The organism is uncultured Varibaculum sp., from assembly GCF_902489465.1.
In the GTDB taxonomy this organism is placed as follows: Bacteria; Actinomycetota; Actinomycetes; order Actinomycetales; family Actinomycetaceae; genus Varibaculum.
In genome coordinates, this window is sequence record NZ_CABTZZ010000021.1 from 1 (window position 1) to 17150 (window position 17150).

Annotated in this window: 14 protein-coding genes and 1 pseudogene; 12 read left to right on the forward strand and 3 right to left on the reverse strand. The window is 52.7% G+C overall.

Going from position 1 to position 17150, the window contains the following annotated elements; genetic code table 11:
- Window positions 1-50: 50 nt before the first annotated feature.
- The 8 genes and pseudogenes from RDM26_RS05245 (at window position 51) to RDM26_RS05280 (ending at window position 8510) form a co-directional block, all read left to right on the forward strand.
- Complete coding sequence (locus RDM26_RS05245; protein WP_307737956.1) at window positions 51-920, forward strand: hypothetical protein; 870 nt, start codon at window positions 51-53, stop codon at window positions 918-920.
- Window positions 921-1096: 176 nt separating this feature from the next.
- Window positions 1097-1378 carry a type II toxin-antitoxin system RelB/DinJ family antitoxin gene (locus tag RDM26_RS05250; protein ID WP_307737957.1) on the forward strand — a complete coding sequence of 94 codons (282 nt, stop codon included), beginning with the start codon at window positions 1097-1099 and terminating at the stop codon, window positions 1376-1378.
- Window positions 1378-1643, forward strand: a pseudogene (locus RDM26_RS05255) (type II toxin-antitoxin system YafQ family toxin). The gene RDM26_RS05250 and the pseudogene RDM26_RS05255 overlap by 1 nt, the downstream one beginning before the upstream one ends.
- A 103-nt stretch (window positions 1644-1746) precedes the next feature.
- A complete protein-coding gene (locus tag RDM26_RS05260; protein ID WP_307737958.1) occupies window positions 1747-2340 on the forward strand; it encodes an AbiEi antitoxin N-terminal domain-containing protein in 594 nt (197 codons plus the stop codon).
- Entirely contained in the window at window positions 2337-3128 is a 792-nt protein-coding gene (locus RDM26_RS05265) for a nucleotidyl transferase AbiEii/AbiGii toxin family protein (RefSeq protein WP_307737959.1), read from the forward strand. Before RDM26_RS05260 ends, RDM26_RS05265 begins: the two co-directional genes overlap by 4 nt.
- Before the next feature lie 144 nt (window positions 3129-3272).
- Entirely contained in the window at window positions 3273-3758 is a 486-nt protein-coding gene (locus RDM26_RS05270; protein WP_307737960.1) for a hypothetical protein, read from the forward strand.
- Window positions 3759-3858: 100 nt separating this feature from the next.
- A complete protein-coding gene (locus RDM26_RS05275; RefSeq protein ID WP_307737961.1) occupies window positions 3859-5433 on the forward strand; it encodes a hypothetical protein in 1575 nt (524 codons plus the stop codon).
- Window positions 5430-8510 (forward strand): error-prone DNA polymerase, encoded by a 3081-nt coding sequence (locus tag RDM26_RS05280; RefSeq protein ID WP_307737962.1) that lies wholly within the window; start codon window positions 5430-5432, stop codon window positions 8508-8510. Before RDM26_RS05275 ends, RDM26_RS05280 begins: the two co-directional genes overlap by 4 nt.
- A gap of 202 nt (window positions 8511-8712) precedes the next feature.
- Here RDM26_RS05280 and pepN read toward each other — a convergent pair whose 3' ends face one another.
- Both pepN and RDM26_RS05290 read right to left on the reverse strand, forming a co-directional pair.
- Window positions 8713-11271 carry an aminopeptidase N gene (pepN, locus tag RDM26_RS05285; protein ID WP_307737963.1) on the reverse strand — a complete coding sequence of 853 codons (2559 nt, stop codon included), beginning with the start codon at window positions 11269-11271 and terminating at the stop codon, window positions 8713-8715.
- Window positions 11272-11320: 49 nt separating this feature from the next.
- Window positions 11321-13300 carry a M13-type metalloendopeptidase gene (locus RDM26_RS05290; RefSeq protein ID WP_307737964.1) on the reverse strand — a complete coding sequence of 660 codons (1980 nt, stop codon included), beginning with the start codon at window positions 13298-13300 and terminating at the stop codon, window positions 11321-11323.
- 62 nt (window positions 13301-13362) lie between these two features.
- Between RDM26_RS05290 and RDM26_RS05295 the strand changes: the two genes are divergently transcribed.
- Complete coding sequence (locus RDM26_RS05295; RefSeq protein WP_307737965.1) at window positions 13363-14223, forward strand: zinc finger domain-containing protein; 861 nt, start codon at window positions 13363-13365, stop codon at window positions 14221-14223.
- Window positions 14224-14285: 62 nt separating this feature from the next.
- Here the strand turns inward: RDM26_RS05295 and purU are convergent, their stop codons facing one another.
- Window positions 14286-15137: a formyltetrahydrofolate deformylase gene (purU, locus tag RDM26_RS05300; protein WP_307737966.1), complete on the reverse strand. Its 852-nt coding sequence runs from the start codon at window positions 15135-15137 to the stop codon at window positions 14286-14288.
- A gap of 156 nt (window positions 15138-15293) precedes the next feature.
- On the opposite strand from purU, the gene RDM26_RS05305 reads away from it, so the two are divergent.
- From RDM26_RS05305 to RDM26_RS05315, 3 genes are all read left to right on the forward strand, one after another.
- Window positions 15294-15722: an FHA domain-containing protein gene (locus RDM26_RS05305; protein ID WP_307737967.1), complete on the forward strand. Its 429-nt coding sequence runs from the start codon at window positions 15294-15296 to the stop codon at window positions 15720-15722.
- Between the two features lie 2 nt (window positions 15723-15724).
- Complete coding sequence (locus tag RDM26_RS05310; protein ID WP_307737968.1) at window positions 15725-16492, forward strand: MerR family transcriptional regulator; 768 nt, start codon at window positions 15725-15727, stop codon at window positions 16490-16492.
- Window positions 16493-16596: 104 nt separating this feature from the next.
- The gene (locus tag RDM26_RS05315) at window positions 16597-17148 is read left to right on the forward strand and encodes a MerR family transcriptional regulator (RefSeq protein WP_307737969.1); all 552 of its coding nucleotides are present in this window, start codon (window positions 16597-16599) and stop codon (window positions 17146-17148) included.
- The last annotated feature ends 2 nt before the right edge of the window (window positions 17149-17150 follow it).

Here is a 17150-nt window from a genome sequence, read left to right on the forward strand (position 1 = left end):
ATTAGTGCAAACATCTTCCGGATTCGTATACCGACTATTAGGGTGAAGTTATGATTGATTTCTTTGACCTCAACTGTTTTTTATTGGACCCCACACTTTCTAAAGAACCGAGTAAAGATCACGTCCGCACGTGGCTTGAATACAGAGCAGGAGGAGGGGTAGAAGATCCTGATTCTTCTAAGGAAGCTCGAAAGTTCTACAAGAAAATATGGAAAGGCTTGCTAGAAAAATCAGGCCTTAGCCTACGCCCAGAGGCAAACAGTTTCAGCGAAAATCCAGAACAGTATGTTCAAGGTGATTGGATGTGTTCGGTGGCTACTACTTTCGGAAAAGGGTTAAGTCTTTTCGTTAAGGACAATCATAAGTGGGGAGAGGAAGTGTCGGAGTTGTATCACCACGAACGAAAGCAAGAAGACCTAAATGGCGGTATTGGTGGACGTGAGACCTATCCGAAGATTCTCCTTAAAGATATGAAAAAAGAACGTGCTGAACAGAAATTTCAAGAGTTCTGGGGAGATAAGGTACTTCAGAATTTCATCCGACATGCCTACACTTATGCGAATCTGATTATTGTTCCTGACGGATTTAACTCCGCTCGGGCAACCTGTACTGAAGATTATTGGGATCGAACTTTGGGTTATTACTTTGACCATTTCAATCCTGAAGACCCACTCGTATACAAGAATTGCGATGTCGGAACGCCATTCCATACCTTAGTTGAGAAAAGCAGAGAGCAGGGCGATAAGTTGTTTCTCAACGAATGGCTCGACCAAGAAAACAAACCTAAAATGTTGCCTAACAAAAATCCGACCTCAATGGAAGAGTGGCGTGACTTGATGCGAGAAATGACTAGGCGCATTGATCGCCGCCGTAACCAAATGGTTCAATGTATGAAACGAAGAGCCGCTAAGAATCGTTAACCGCTTTCTTCCAAGGTTTATTACCCCGCCTAGTCTCGCCCAGTTAAGTACCGCCTGAAACCATATTCTCAGCTTTAGTTGGTGCCTGAAAGCCTAAATTAAGTGCTAGTTTTACTATAAAAAGCATTGATTTATTCGTGCAAATAGCATACTATGCACCCAAAAGGGGATATATTATGGCTACAACAAATATCAGTATTCGTATGGATGCGGCCTTGAAGAAAGAGGCGGATCAGCTGTTTAACGAGATGGGAATGAATCTTTCTACCGCATTCAACATTTTTGTGCGGCAAGCTATCCGCGAGCGTGCCATTCCTTTTCAGATCCAACTAGGCAACCCCAATAGGGAGACGGTAGCCGCCATGCTAGAGGCGGAACAGATTGCCAAAGATCCCCGTGTTCCCGGCTACGCAAGTGCCCGTGAAGCGTTTTCTACCGCTCTTAGCGAGGACGACTAATGGCGCGCTATGCCATTAAATACTACTCGCAGTTTCGCAAACAACTCAAAGCTGCAAAAAAGCGGGGAAAAGACCTCGGAAAACTAGCGAGGATCGTTGACCTTCTGGCGAGCGATACTCCTTTACCGGAAAAATGTCGACTGGCAACTGGGTAAAACATCGAGAGTGTCGTATAGAACCAGACTGGTTGCTGATTTACTACAAGCAAGACGACGTGCTGGTGCTGTCCCTAGTTGCAACCGGAAGTCACGCAGATCTCTTTTAGGCTCTGAACTACTGATCTTTACCTTTAAAATAGGGAAATATCTACATGCTTTACTTTTACGCTCCTAACTTTTATATTGAGAGCGAGAAGGTAAGGTGAGGATGTGGGTAAAAGCGTCGTACTAGATAAACTTGTTGATGCTGGCAATGGATATTTGACAACAGCCCAGGTGTTGGAATCTGGTATTTCCAAGCCCACGCTTGCAGCCTATGTAAAAGAGCAAAACCTAAGACGCGTGGGGCATGGTGTCTATCTAGCTGATGACGCTTGGGAGGACAGCCTGTATCAGCTGCAGCTCCTGAATAAGAAAGTGATTTTTTCACATGAAACTGCTCTTTTCTTGCATGGTTTAATGGAGCGCGAACCCGCTCGAATTTGCGTGACAGTTCCAGCTGGGTATAACGCTACGCACTTGCGAAAACGGGGCATTCAGGTTACGCAAGAAAAAGCAGAAACCTATGGAGCCGGCGCCTGTTCTGTACGCACCGACTTTGGCAACCCTGTCTGTGCCTATGATATGAACAGAACGCTCTGCGACATTATTAAGAATAAGGCAAGCATGGATGTGCAGGTCTTTCAATATGCGATGAAGCAGTACATGGTAAGCAATAAGAAAAACCTCAATCACCTGGGTGAATATGCAAAAAATCTTGGTATTGAATCTCAGTTAAGAATCTATACGGAGGTAATGCTGTGATCCGGACGTCAGTGCAGCTGAAAGCAAAAATTCGGAACCTTACTTCTGGTGACAGCACAAAAAGTCAAACGCTTTTGCGTATTTTCATTATGGAGCGCTTTTTGGAGCGCATTTCCCTTTCCGCTTATCGAGATAACTTTATTCTCAAGGGAGGCATGCTCGTGGCTTCGCTGGTTGGATTACATACGCGGGCAACCATGGATATCGACACGACGCTTCGCTCGGCCACTCTAAGCCAAGAAGAAGCTGCAAAAATCGTGGAAGACGTTATCGGAGTAGAGGTTGACGATGGCGTTACCTTTGCTATCACCAAAGTGGAAGACGTAATGGAGGGGCATGATTATCCTGGCGTTCGCTTCGTGTTGCAGGCGACTCTTGATCGTTTAAGACAGAAAATTAAAATCGATATCTCTACCGGAGATGCGATCACGCCCCAAGCTGTCGAATATGCCTACAAGCTCATGTTCGAAGACCGGTATATCAAGTTATGGACATACAGTGTCGAGACGCTACTCGCGGAAAAGCTGGAAACTATTATGACGCGTGGAGCTCTCAATACCAGAATGCGTGACTTCTACGATGTGCACGTGATTGCAACCCAAGAAAAATATCGTCTCGATCTGCTGAGAGAGGCGTTTCTGGTTACTAGCCGCAAAAGGCATACCTCTCAGATGGTTAGTGAGATGAAATCTATTTTGAATATCGTGGCGCAAGACGAGACGATGCGTAAACTCTGGGGTAACTATGTGAGAGATTCTTTTTTTTGTAGAAAACCTTACTTGGGATGAAGTCATGCAAAGTGTGCGAAATATTGCTGAAAATTCCCAGATAATAAAGGGGTAATCGAAGCTCAAAGCACCCGAGCGTTAACCCCAAACGCACTCCCGGAAAAAGGGGTGACAAATCGGGGGAGGCTCCCTATAATCGAACGTATGTTCGATAAATCTGCTCAGTTGCAGCGCCTAGAAAGGGCGCGCCGGGTCTTGGCGAACCGTCCTCGCCCGGTAAAGCCACTGGCTAGCGCCTATCAACAGGTAGCGGGCGGGGCTGGGCTGCTAGAGATAGCCGCCGAAAAAATGGGGGAGAGCGGCTGGGCAGTATTCCTAGACTTTCCCGATCTAGGCTGGCAGCGCGCCTGGCAAATCGGACTGGACTTAAGACGGGTAATCACCATTCCCTATACCGGCGGCAGCGCCCTGGCATGTGCCCAACTTTTCGTACCCTGCGCGGCAGTCCTGGCTATCGGGATGGTAGATTACGGCCCGCAGCAACAACGCATTCTAACCGCGAAAGCGCGCCGCTCCGGCTGCGTAATTCTGTCTGCACCGGCTTGGGCAGGCGCTATCTCCCTAGAATCTAACGCCCTACACTCGGCAAGTTCCCTTGGGGCAGTAACCGCTATAAAGGTGAGTGCGTGATGGATACTCAGTGCTCTGCAACCCTGCTACCAGTATTATTAAGCTTGTCCCTGCCCCTTGAATTCCTCCTAACTAGCCCTACAAAAGCAAGGAGGGCGAGGTGAACGAGAGATTACTAGCCCTCTATATCCCCGCCTGGCCAGCCCAAGCCGCGAAGCTCCCCCTAGATGAAGCAGTGGCGCTGTGCAGCGGCGGGCGAGTACAGGCAGTGACTACCCCCGCGAGAGCCGCCGGAATCAGACCGCAGATGCGACTAAAGCAAGCGCGCGTCCTCTGCCCCTCCCTCAAAGAAAAACCCTACTCACCGGCAGAGGCAGAACTGGCATTCCAACCGGTTTTAGAGGCCGCGGGAAAGCAACTCTATGCCCCCAAGTGTTGGTTCCCAGGGCTGATAACCGCCCCTCTCAGTCGCAGTCAGCGCCGCGCAGAATCTAACCTCGCCGAAAAGCTAACCGAGCAGTTAGCGCAGATAGGATACGCGGTGCAGATCGGAATCGCTCGAGGTACTTTAGCGGCGTGCCTAGCTGCCCGCGAACAGCTGCTGATTGCCGACCCTGGGGTAATGCCTTTTCTTAGCGCGCAGCCCCTAAGTAGCCTGGACTTTTTCTTACGTCCGGGGATAAAAATAAGCGGATTCGATTTTTCTGACCAGTACCTAACTAAAATGGTAGGCAGCCTAACCCATCTGGGAATCACCAGCCTGGGGCAACTTACCGCCTTGGGACGTCCGGCGCTGATTCGCCGTTTCGGCACTCTGGGGGCGCTTAGCTACGACTTAGCGAGCGGGGAAAATCTAGAGGACGCGGCCAGGGTGAAAACCTCGCCCGCCTCACCCGGCCTCTACCAATTCTTCACCCCGCCCGCCAGCTCCCTCACCCAGCTGTTACTGCCCGCTAGGGCGCTAGTAGTGGAAATGTTTGCCCACTTGTGCGCGAGCGGACTGGTGTGCACCCAGGTGCAGTTTATTTGCCGCTGCGAAAATGGGAAAGTACTTAGTCGCAGCTGGAACCTGGGGGTAACCGTTAACAGCAAAGACCTAGTAGAACGAATAAAACACCAGTTAGATACGGTTACGGTTGGAGGTAGCGGCAACGAAGCTCTGGGTGCGGTCTCCCAGATTGAACTCCATCCCTTACAGGTGGTGGATGCCCGCCAGGCAATGCCCCCGCTTTGGGGACGAAACACAGATCCTCCCCAAGAACTAGATCAGGCAGCCCGCAATGCCAGCTCTTTATTAGGTAAAACCGGGGTGCGGGTACCTCATTTAACTAGCGGTTATGATCCGCGGTCAGTGATTGAACTAAAAACTTGGCAAGAGCGGGGGAGCCAAAAGCGGCCGCGCCCTAGAATCGGGGCGCTTAGTGGGGTAGCCCCGGAAATAGTTTTCATGCACCCCAAACCGGCGGGAATTATCGATAGCCGCGGCCGGCGAATCCTGCCTGGGAAAGACGGACAGCTAAAAGCCCCGGTCAAATGGGTGCAGGTAGCCGGACGGAAAATCGAGGTACAAAAAACCGAAGGCCCCTGGCCCATAAATGGACAGTGGTGGCGGCCAGATGCTCCCAGTCGGCTAGGACCGCGAATCTTTCTTCGGGTTTACGGCGAGCAAGAAACCTTACTGCTGGTGTTCCGCAAATCCTCCTGGTGGCTAGATGCCTGGGAGGGGCAAAAATGAGTGGCTATATCGAGCTGCACGCTCATTCGGCATATTCCTTCGCAGTCGGGGCGTGTTCACCGGGCGAAATGGTGCACGGGGCGAAAAAACTGGGGCTATCCGGCCTGGCGCTACTCGATTATGACGGAGTTTACGGGTTAATGGAGGCGCGCGCCGCCGCCCGCCAAGCCGAGCTGCCCTTCCTGCCAGGGTGCGAATTTACTTTAGAAGACGAAACCCATCTGCCGATTATTTGCCGCTCTAGCCAGGGGTATTCCGCTTTAACAGGGGCAATCAGTGCCCATCACCTAGCAGCCGGCAGGCGGGAAGCAGACCGGCAAAACCTATCCGAGTTAGCCTCCTGGGCAAAAGGACAGTGGCTAGTATTAACCGGCACCCGCGCCGGGCCGCTCCGCCGCGTACTGTACCGCTTTGGAATCGCGGCGGCTACCCGCTTCCTCGAGCAGCTAAAAGAGCTGTTTGGGGCAGAAAATATCGCGGTAGAGGCCGCCTTAGCCGGTTTCGATGGGGAAGAGCGCTTAGCGGCACAGCTAGCTCACTTGGCACGCAAAACCAAGTTACCCCTGGTAGCCACCAGCGCTGCCCGCTGTGCTAACCCCGCCAGTCAGCGCCTAGCAGATGTTATGACCGCCACTCGCCTGGCGCGTCCTCTCGATAAAATCCAAGACGACTTGCCCGCTTGCCATGCCATGTTGCGTAGCGCAGCTGAGATGCTTCGGATTCATCGGCATTTTCCGGGCGCAGTCGATAACGCTGCCCAAATAGGTAAAGACCTGATTTTTGATTTTTCTACCCCGGTGCCGCATCTACCTTTAGCCCGGGTGCCGCCCGGTTATAGCGCCGATTCCTACTTAGAGCAGCTTTCCTGGCAGGGAGCTCGCAGCCGCTACGGGGATCCGGTGCCGGAAAAAGCGGCAGAAACAATTAGGAAAGAATTGAAAGTGATTTTCCAAAAAGGATTCTCCGGGTACTTCCTAATTGTGAAAGAAATAGTTGACTACTGTTTTTCCTCCGGTATCTATGTGCAAGGACGTGGCTCCGCCGCCAACTCGGCAGTCTGTTACTGCCTGGGAATCACCGCGGTAGATGCGGTGCGTCACCAGATGCTATTCGACCGTTTCCTAACCCCAGACCGCAAAGATCTGCCCGATATTGACCTGGATATTGAATCTAGTCAGCGCGAAAAAGTACTTCAGCACGTTTATAACAAATACGGACGGGAAAATGCCGCTCAAGTGGCTAATGTGATTAGCTATCGCCCGCGAGCCGCGCTAAAAGATGCCTCCCGCGCCCTCGGCTATGATGCCAAGACCGCCGCGAAATGGGCGCGGCTAGACCGCAACTCTTTACCGGAAAACGTACGAAAAATAGCGGGACAGTTACAAAAACTTCCTCGCCACCTGGGGATACACTGCGGCGGGATGGTGCTTTCCGATAAACCGCTTACCGAAGTGGCCGCGATTAACTGGGCGAATATGCCGGGGCGAACCGTGGTGCAATGGGATAAAGATAGCTGCGCCGAAGCCGGGTTAGTGAAAATAGATTTACTCTCCCTGGGGATGATGGGGGCGCTGCGTACCGCTTTTGAGACTTTAGAGGCGCGGGGCGAAAAATCGCCCTCCGGAAAGCCTTGGCGCCTGCATAACTTACCCCCGGAAGACCTGCGCGTCTACCAGCTGTTACAGGCAGCCGACACCGTCGGGGTTTTCCAGGTCGAGTCCCGTGCCCAAATGTCCACCCTGCCGCGCCTGAAACCAAAATGTTTCTATGACCTGGTAGTCGAAGTGGCTTTGATTCGTCCCGGTCCTATCCAAGGGCAAGCAGTAAACCCTTATCTGGCGCGCCGCTTAGGGCGCGAAAAAGTTACTTACCTGCATCCGCTATTAAAACCCGCCCTGGAACGCACCTTGGGGGTGCCCCTTTTCCAGGAGCAACTAATGCGGATAGCTAAAGATGCCGCCGGGTTTAACGGTTCCCAATCAGATAACCTGCGCCGGGCGATGGGACGTAAAAACCCGGGGGAACACCTGGCTGATTTGCGCGCTGAATTCTTCAAAGGCATGGAAAAGAACCAGATCCCGCCACCGGTACAAGAAAAAATCTGGGCACAAATGTCCGGTTTCGCCGAATTCGGTTTCCCAGAATCCCACGCTTTTTCCTTCGCCTACCTGGTATATGCTTCCGCCTGGCTAAAAGCCTATTATCCCGCGGTATTCTATTCCGCGATCCTTGCCAACCAGCCGATGGGTTTTTATTCCCCGCAATCATTAATCTCCGATGCTCGCCGCCACGGATTAAAGATCCTACGTCCAGACGTAAACACCTCCCAGAAAGATTCGGTTCCTGGGGAGGGGCTTACCTCCCTAAACCTGGGGTTAGCGGAGATTCGCGGAATGCGCTCGGCTTGGATAGAAAAAATTCTTGCCGCTCGTAATGACAACTGTGGGCGGCGTTTTAAAACCCTAGAGGACTTTACTTCCCGCGTACCTTTGCCCACTGCCGCCCTAGAACTGCTGGCTGGCGCGGGCGCGCTTTCTTCCCTGGGGATCACCCGCCGCGAAGGACTCTGGCGTGCGCCCCTGCTAGCTGCCCCGCAAAAACGCTTTTACCAGCCAGAACTACCGGGGCTCGCCCTCAGCGAGGCGACACCTAACTTCGCGCCCTTAAGTACCGGGGAACAAGTAAAATGGGACAGCTCTGCCCTGGGAATTAGCCTGTGGGGATACCCCACGAAACTGCTCCGGCCAGAACTTAACCGGCGCAGAATCCTCCCGGCCGCTGGGTTACGCCCGCATTTAGCCGGCAAACGTATCCGGTGCGCGGGGATAGTTACTCACCGCCAGCGCCCCCACACTGCCAAAGGGGTAGTGTTTTTATCTTTAGAGGACGAAACCGGGCTAGTAAACGTAATCTGCCAAGTTGGTTGCTGGCAGCATTACCGCCGCCTCGCCCTCAGCCAAAACGCCCTAATCGTGCGGGGAGTATTGCAAGCCAAAGACGGAGCCCTAGCGCTACTAGCCGATAAAATCGAGCCGTTAAATCTGCCAGTCCCCACCAAATCCCGAGATTTCCGTTAAATCAGCGCAGGCAGGGCAAACCGGCGTACGTTCTTTGAAGATTAGAAGATGATTTCAGCTATTAACCCGCTATTACGGCACAAATCGAGCGGGCTGTATCCAAAAAACTAACCTAAACCATACGCGGGTAGTTTACCTAGGAGTAAAAACCTGGGGTGGAGCAAACCTAAAGCTCCACCCCAGGTAAATATGAAGATTCAAACTATTTACCGGTGCGGGCGCGCCGCGAACGCCGTGCCCCATCTAGTTCTTCTAGCACCAGGCGACGCAGCGCCTTATCGGTATCTGGATTATCCGCCAACCAACGCTCCGTCCGCTCTACCAGGTCAAAGCCTTCCCGGCTTTGCAGAGCTAAGGGGTACAGTCCTCCAACTAGAGATTCAGCCATATGCAAAGTGCGCTGATCCCAAATATCGTTAAGCGCAGCAAAATAAGGCTCGATTATATCGGCACCATCTGCTGGTTGCAGCCAGAGAGACCGCGCAATCCCGGCAGTCAAGGCATCAATCTGCCCATTGGTCAAAGAAGTGTCTTCCAGAACCCGTTGCGCCCACTGTGCCTTATTTTCCCGACCCGGCAGGGCAGCGCGCGCCAAGAAAGCATTCTCCCGACCGGTAATAGTGTCGTCACTTTCTGCCATTTTGCGAATCGTATCCGCGTTGGCCTGCCCATTGGCTGCTAAAGCAAAGAGCATATCCCAACGCAGATCCGTATCTACGCTAACGCCTTCGAGAATTTTACCTTCTTCATACCAACGCTCAATTTCAGGTGCTTCTTTAGCTCCCGCAACCTGCAAGAATGCCCGCACCAATTGGCGTTGCCGATCCGAGGCCGGCTCTGCTTCCTCTGCCAAAGCTAAAAGCGCCGGGGCTAACAGACGATGAGCACTGGCGGGGTCAGCAGCATAGTAGATCAAAGCGCCCTGGATATGCCGTAAAATCCCGTTCAACACCGAAGAATTAGTTTCATGCTTGAGCGCTCCCAAAGCCATCTCTAGGTATTTCGAAGCGCTCAGATCCCCGTCACGCACCATATCCCAGGCAGCACACATGATGACTGCTCGCGGCAAAGAATCCGCGAAATCGCCAACGCGAGTGCGCAACACTTCCCAGGAATCAGCATCAAAACGGATCTTCGCATACGCTAAATCCTCGTAGTTAAGCACATAGACGTCATGCCTGGTTCCCACTAACCCCGGAACCGCGGTCACCTCGCCTTTAACATCTACATCGACGCGGCGCACCAAAACCAGTTTCCCGCGGGAATCAAAATCGTAGGCGCCCACGCTAGTGGCGTGCGGACGCAAACTGGTGCCTTCCTGCGGCAAAGACTGAATAATATTGAAGCTGGTAACCTTACCACTCGCGTCTCTTTCAATCTGCGACTCCAGCTGGGTAATCCCGGCCTCTAGCAGCCAAACCTTACTCCACTGCGTCAAGTTGCGTCCACTGGCGTTCTCTAGCTCTCCCAGGAAATCCGCCAAAGTAGCATTGGAATATTCGTGGGCTGCAAAATAGCTACGCAACGCTTTCAAGAAATTACCTTCACCCACATAAGCCACCAATTGCCGCAACACGCAGGCGCCCTTGGAATAGGTAATACCATCGAAGTTAACTTCCACATCTGCCAGGTCGCTGATGGGTGCCACAATCGGGTGAGTGGTAGGCAGCTGGTCACAGTTGACTCCCCAGACTTTGCGCATAGTGAACCCGGTCCAGGCATCCTGGAAGCGAGTGCCTTCTGCCATGCACCAATACGACATAAACTCGGCGAAAGACTCATTTAGCCACAGGTCATCCCACCATTTCATAGTGACTAGATCCCCGAACCACATATGAGCCAGCTCGTGCAAAATCGTGTTGGTAAGCTGCTCTAACTGCGCCCCCGAAGGTTTAGTGCGGAAAATATATTCATCCCGGAAGGTAATACAACCAGCGTTTTCCATCGCCCCCGCATTATATTCGGGAACAAAAATCTGGTCATACTTGGTGAAAGGATAGGGGCGACCGTAGTGAGACTCGTAAAAACGGAACCCCGCAATGGTTTGCTCGAAAACAAAATCCGCGTCCAGATACTTAGCTAGCGATTGCCGGCAGTAAACCCCCAAGGGAATAGTTCGCCCATCAATACTGGTGAGTACCGATTTAACGCTATGGTAAGGGCCGGCAACTAGAGCAGTAATATAGCTGGAAAGCAAAGGCGTGCGTTCAAAATGGAAAACATGTTGCTTAGTATCCCCGGCACGCTCTACCTTTAACGATTGCGGACGCGGAGTATCCATATTCGACAGCACCGTCCAACTTTCCGGTACCGTCACCGAGAACTGGTAGGTAGCTTTCAAATCCGGTTGTTCAAAACAGGCGAACACCCTGCGGGCATCGGGTACCTCGAACTGGGTGTAAACATAGGTGAGGCCGTCGGCCGGATCCGTGAAGCGGTGCGCGCCCTCGCCAGTATGCATATAGGCGCAGTCGGCCACTACTTCCAGATGGTTTTCCGCCTGCAGGTTGCTAAGCTCAATCCGGCTGTCGCGGTAACAATCAGTGTCCAAATCTTGTCCATTTAGCTGGATGGAGCGCACTTTAGGGGCAATTAAATCCACGAAAGTGCTGGCGCCCGCTTCAGCTTCAAAATCAATCACCGTGCGGGAGGGAAAAGTTTCCCCACTTTCCGATAGCTCCACCTGTACGGTGTAATCAACTTTTCCGATAGCGTTCTTGCGCGCTTGTGCCTCAGTTTTCGTCAGATTTGTACCCGGCATTTCCTCTCCTGTTTTTTAGACCTATCTTAATGCTTGCTCTAGTGCGTGCCTATTCCCAAATTCTTACCCGCTCGGCTGGCTCCATCCAGAGCTTATCGGCGGGCGTGGTCTGGAAAGTGTCGTGGAAAGCATCCAAGTTACGTACCACCCCGTTACAGCGGAATTCGGCGGGGGAGTGGGGATCTACCACTAGGCGCTGGCGGGCAGCTTCTGGGCGGATCGCAGTACGCCACACCCTGGCCCAAGAATAAAAGAAATCGGGAGCCAAGTTGTCCTCTTCCGGATGCGCCCTCTTCCAAGCTTTAAAAGCAATAGCTAACCCTCCCAGATCCCCAATATTTTCTCCGATAGTGAGGGCGCCGTTGACGTGCACTTCCTCATCAGGTAGTTCACTGGGGCGGTAGCTATCGTATTGCGCAATTAAAGCCGCGGTGCGTTTGGTGAACTCTTCCCGGTCGGCCCGGGTCCACCATTCAGTGAGCCGGCCGTCACCGTCGTAGTGGGATCCTTGATCATCGAAACCGTGCCCGATTTCGTGCCCAATCACCGCGCCGATCCCTCCGAAGTTAGCGGCGTTAGTAGCCTTAGGATCAAAAAATGGAGGCTGCAGGATCGCGGCGGGGAAGACGATTTCATTTGTCAGCGGAGAATAGTAGGCGTTAACCGTTTGCGGGCTCATATGCCATTCTTCTTTATCCACTGGTTTTAAGATCCGTGCCAGCTGGAAGTCAGTTTCATAGGCACTGGAAGCGCGAATCATGTCTACCAGGGTGTCGCCTTCGCTAAAACGTAGCTTAGAGTCGTCCCTCCAGCAGCGCGGATACCCGATTTTGTAAGAAAATTTGGATAGTTTTTCGAGGGCGCGCCTGCGGGTTTCTTCCCCCATCCAATCAAGTTTTTCTATTCCCTGCCGATAAGCCTGTAAAAGTGCCTCTACCAGTTCCTCCATCGCGTCGCGACGCTTCGGGGGGAAATGATAGGCCACATAGGCGCGCCCGAGCGCCTGATCTAATACTGATTCCACGGTGCCTACTGCGCGTTTCCACAGCTCGGGCCGCTCAGGAGTCCCCGACAAGGTAGTGCCATAGAAGGAAAAACGCAATTCTTGTAGCTTTGGATCCAAGTAGGCAGCGAACGCCAAAACCACTTTTATCTGCAGATATTGTTTTAAGGTGGCTAGATCGGTGCTCGCCCACAGCTGGGCAAATCCCTCTTGATAGGAAGGCATGTACACGTTAATCGGGTCAGCTCCGGCCTTAAGTTTTAGCCCCAGTCCCTCCGCCCAAGCGGTATAGTTAAACCCTTGGTTTTTACCGATGAACTCCTGGAAAGTGGTGGGGTTATTAGTAGCTTGCGCGTCGCGGCTGCGCACTGCATCCCAGTGGTGACTGGCTAGCAGGGTTTCAAAATCAAACACTTGCTGGGCGAAGTCAGTTTCTTTCCCGGAGGCGACAATCCCGCTTTCTAAAGCCATTTTTGCCAAAAATTCCCGATATTTTTCCCGAATCTCCCGGTGTTCATCCTCACGGTAATAGGATTCATCGGGCAGGCCCAGCCCCGCCTGATAGAACTGGCCGATATAACGCTGCGGATTTTCAGCATCGATACTGACCAGGAAAGCAACCGGGGAATCAATGCCTTCCCGTTCTAACTCCCCAAGTACCCGGGCTAACTCTTCCCGGTTCTGGCAGGCTCCCACCTTTTCTAGCAGGGGAACAATCGGGGAAGTTCCTTGCGCGGCCAGGGCGTCTTGATCCAGGTAGGCCGCAAAGAGTTGCCCAATACGGCTCGCATCAAAAGCCCAACGCTCACTGCTGGTTTCCGCCTGCTGCGGGCGTTCCAATTTTCCGGCCGCCGCATTTTCACAAAGGGTGCGGCAGTGAACTAGCGCCTCCTCTACCAGGTCACGGAAAGCCCCATCAACCGCGCGGTCAGCCGGGATTTTATAGCTAGCTAACCAGGCGCCGTTGATATGGCGGTAAAGGTCATCTTGAACACGCGGAGTCTGCCCGCAGGAATTTTCACTCATGCTTCAAGCCTAAATATTCCCGGCGGTTTGGCAAACGTAGCGCCCTAGGCAAGAATTGCCGTATGCCAGAGGGACATTCTATTCACCGTTTAGCCATCGCTTTTACCGAGTTAGCAAAACTTGGTATTTGCCACGCATCTTCCCCGCAGGGACGGTTTTCTGAGGGCGCTGCCGCCCTGGATAACGCAAAAATTACTCGCCCCTGGGCGTGGGGTAAACACCTGTTCCTAGATTTTGATATTTCCCAGCCAGCGACTTTGCACGTACACCTGGGGCTATATGGTTCTTGGAAGTTTCAGGCAGGGCAGGGGATAGCCCTACCTGGTCACATCGGAGCCCCGCGGATGCCCGGTGAGCACCCCGGCGATACCTATAAACATTTTTCCGGGCAGTTTCAGCCGAATCCTCCCGGAGAAAACGTGCGGCTGCGGTTAGAGTTTTCGCGAGCGGTAGCGGACTTGTCTGGCCCTAACCAGTGCGAACTACTCGATAAAGAGGGGGTAGATAAAATTTTAGCCCGCCTCGGCCCCGATCCACTGGTAGATTCTTGCACTGATCAGGATTTTATTGACCGAGCCCGCAAAACTACTCGCCGGATAGGCGAAGTAGTAATGGATCAATCCTTTATCGCCGGGCCCGGTAATATTTACCGCGCCGAATGCCTATTTCGTTGCGGTATTAACCCAAACCGGCAGGCGGCTAAAGTCTCGATAAAACGTTTACGCGCGCTGTGGGAAGATTTGCGTTCCCAAATGCGCCGCGGCCTTAAAGAAGGCTTGATCTGCACTACAGATGATCCCTCTCAAGGGCGTTTTTGGGTTTATCAGCGTTCAGGGCAGCCCTGTCGGCGTTGTGGGGCTAGCGTCCGCGACCAGGTAGTGGCCGGCAGGCGCAGCTACTGGTGTCCTAAGTGTCAAAAGTAAGACGCTTCTGCGAGGGCGCGCCCGCAAAAACGTGCCGGGCGAACCCCTCTAAACGCGCCCTATTAAAAAACCACAGTGCGGTTACCGTTTAGCAGGATTCGCCGCTGAGAATACCAGGTGACTGCCTGAGCCAGCACCCTACGCTCTACATCCTGTCCCTTTTGCACCATAGAGGCAGTAGAGTCCCGGTGCGAAACCGGAATCACCTCTTGGGCAATAATCGGACCTTCGTCTAGATCGGGGGTTACGAAATGAGCAGTTGCCCCAATTAGTTTCACTCCCCGCTGATGCGCCTGGTGATAGGGACGTGCCCCCTTGAAAGAAGGCAAGAAAGAGTGATGGATATTGATTACTTGGCCGTGCAGGCGCTCGCAAACCTTATCGGAAAGGATCTGCATATAGCGGGCAAGCACTACCAGTTCCACATTTTCCGCATCGATGAGGGCGAGCAGCTCTTCTTCTGCCTTTGTTTTAGTGTCTTTTGTCACCGGGATACACAAGAAGGGCGCATCATAGAACTGGGCGAGAGGCGCCAAATCCGGGTGGTTACCGATTACTGCCACCACTTCGAGCGGTAGATTCAAATTACGGCGACGATATAGCAGGTCAGAGAGGCAATGTCCTTCTTTGGAAACCATAATGATGGTGCGGACCTTCTTGCCGACCTCATTGACGCTCCAACGCATCGAGTACTGCTGCGCCAAGGGGGTAAAAGCCTCCCTAACTTCCTGGACGTTGCGCCGGGTGTGGATCTCTACCCGCATAAAGAAACTTTTAGTTTCGGGATCATCGAACTGTTGGGAATCGACAATGTTGCCCTCTACCTTGACAATCACTTTCGTTACGTCATGGACAATTCCAGGACGGTCAGGACAGGACAAGGTTAGGACCAGATGCGATACGGGTTCGTTCATGGCGCAAACTATACCAGCCCTGGCGCGACCTAATATTTTTGACTGAAAATTTTTGTTACCAATATGTGACAAACTGGTGAGTCGGAAAAAGTTTTGCGCTAACATTGAAAGGCCTGCCAGGATAGGCGGGCAAGGAACTAGCAAGAGGAGGACTCCATGAGCGATAACGGCTTGGCAGATCCCATAACTACCGCGGTTATTGGTGCTATTAGGGACGATGATATGGCCGAAGGTAGCGTGCTTTCGGAAGATGCTCGCAACACCATTGCGCAGCTCCCAGAGGGGTCAGCTTTGCTAGTTGTTGTGCGCGGCCCGAACGTAGGAGCTCGCTTCTTACTAAACGCGGAAAAAGTCACAGTAGGACGCAAACCCAAATGCGACATTTTCCTGGATGACGTCACCGTTTCGCGTAAACACGCTTATTTTGTGCGCGAAGAGGACGGTTACGTGGTTCGCGATGCCGGTTCCCTTAATGGAACCTATGTAAACCGCGAGCGGGTAGACTCTATCCAGTTGAAAACGGGCGATAGTGTGCAGATCGGAAAATATCGGATGGTTTACTATGCCTCCCGGAGGGATTCTTAGACTTGGGGGCGGCATCAGCGAGGCGGAGCGCGCAACTTGAGACTAAAGCTGCGTCTTGGCCGGCGGGAGTATCCACTAAACCGGTTTTCTCGATCGGCAAAGTAGTCGAACGCGTAAAAGGTGAATTCCCGACTATTTCGGTCTCTAAGCTGCGTTTCCTGGAAGACCAGGGGATAGTTTCTCCTGCTCGTACCGCCTCGGGATACCGCAAGTATTCGGCTGCCGATATCGAGAGGGTTCGTTTTTGCCTGTCTCGGCAACGTGATTCTTTTCTGCCCCTGCGAGTTATTCGCGAACAGCTAGCGCAACTAGACGCGGGGCAAACTCTCAGTGAGGTACCCCCTCCGCAACAGGCGGCGCGACTGATTGCCTCCGAAGGGCAATTGGTTACCTCTGCGGCGAGTGACGGTACCCTTACAACCCGTGAGCTTTTGGACTTAAGTGGGGTCTCCACTGCGGAATTAAGCTCTTTTGTGCAGGCAGGACTAGTTTCCCCGGATCTGGCAGGGCGGTTTCCTCCTCGCAGTCATCAAATAGTAAAGTTGGCCAGCCTTTTGGTGGAACAGGGGATTCCTCCGCGTCAGTTGCGGTTCTTGAAAACTGCTGCCCTGCGTTTACTAGACCTGGTGGAGCGGGCGGCTACTCCTGCGGGCTACCGTGCTAATAGCGTGGCAAAGGCGCGACATTTATCGGAGACGCAAGAACTGTCCGAAGCAGCTGCCCAAATGTTTTTGCAGATGGTGCGGGTTTCTGCGGAAAAGCTGAATTAAACCTCAAGTCAAGCTTGAGACTTTCCGTAAAAGGTTCTTGACCGACCAGGGCAAAGAAAATACCGTTAAGACAGTACTTAAAACCATCGTCAGGGAGTCAGCCCATGGATAGGCAGCCGCGCCCACAGCGTTCGCAAGGCATGTTATTTGGAGATACCTTAGCGGATCTGGATACCGAGACCGGCTACCGCGGCCCTATCGCTTGTAAAGCAGCCGGGATAACCTACCGGCAACTAGATTATTGGGCGCGAACTGGATTGGTAGAACCTACTATTCGCTCCGCGAAAGGTTCCGGTTCCCATCGCCTGTATTCTTTCCGCGATATTTTGGTACTAAAAATTGTAAAACGCCTCCTCGATACGGGAGTATCCCTACAACAAATTCGAATAGCAGTCGACGCCCTATCTAAGCGAGGAGTGGACTCGCTATCCTCTATCACCCTAATGTCCGATGGTGCCTCCGTTTACGAATGCACCTCCACCGACGAAGTAATTGACCTGGTGCAGGGGGGACAAGGCGTATTTGGGATCGCGGTAGGACGCGTATGGCGAGAGATTGAAGGCACCCTAGCGGAACTGCCGGTAGAGTCGGCTAAGCAAGAACTGAAAGTTCCCGACGAGCTTGCTGCCGCCCGGGCACGGCGAAATGCCGGATAACG

Bases quoted from the DNA above. Each gene is read 5' to 3' on its own strand.
- RDM26_RS05290 (WP_307737964.1), bottom strand. From the start codon at position 13,300: ATGAGTGAAAATTCCTGCGGGCAGACTCCGCGTGTTCAAGATGACCTT.
- RDM26_RS05245 (WP_307737956.1), top strand. From the start codon at position 51: ATGATTGATTTCTTTGACCTCAACTGTTTTTTATTGGACCCCACACTT.
- RDM26_RS05250 (WP_307737957.1), top strand. From the start codon at position 1,097: ATGGCTACAACAAATATCAGTATTCGTATGGATGCGGCCTTGAAGAAA.
- RDM26_RS05315 (WP_307737969.1), top strand. From the start codon at position 16,597: ATGGATAGGCAGCCGCGCCCACAGCGTTCGCAAGGCATGTTATTTGGA.
- pepN (WP_307737963.1), bottom strand. From the start codon at position 11,271: ATGCCGGGTACAAATCTGACGAAAACTGAGGCACAAGCGCGCAAGAAC.
- purU (WP_307737966.1), bottom strand. From the start codon at position 15,137: ATGAACGAACCCGTATCGCATCTGGTCCTAACCTTGTCCTGTCCTGAC.
- RDM26_RS05295 (WP_307737965.1), top strand. From the start codon at position 13,363: ATGCCAGAGGGACATTCTATTCACCGTTTAGCCATCGCTTTTACCGAG.
- RDM26_RS05305 (WP_307737967.1), top strand. From the start codon at position 15,294: ATGAGCGATAACGGCTTGGCAGATCCCATAACTACCGCGGTTATTGGT.
- RDM26_RS05280 (WP_307737962.1), top strand. From the start codon at position 5,430: ATGAGTGGCTATATCGAGCTGCACGCTCATTCGGCATATTCCTTCGCA.
- RDM26_RS05270 (WP_307737960.1), top strand. From the start codon at position 3,273: ATGTTCGATAAATCTGCTCAGTTGCAGCGCCTAGAAAGGGCGCGCCGG.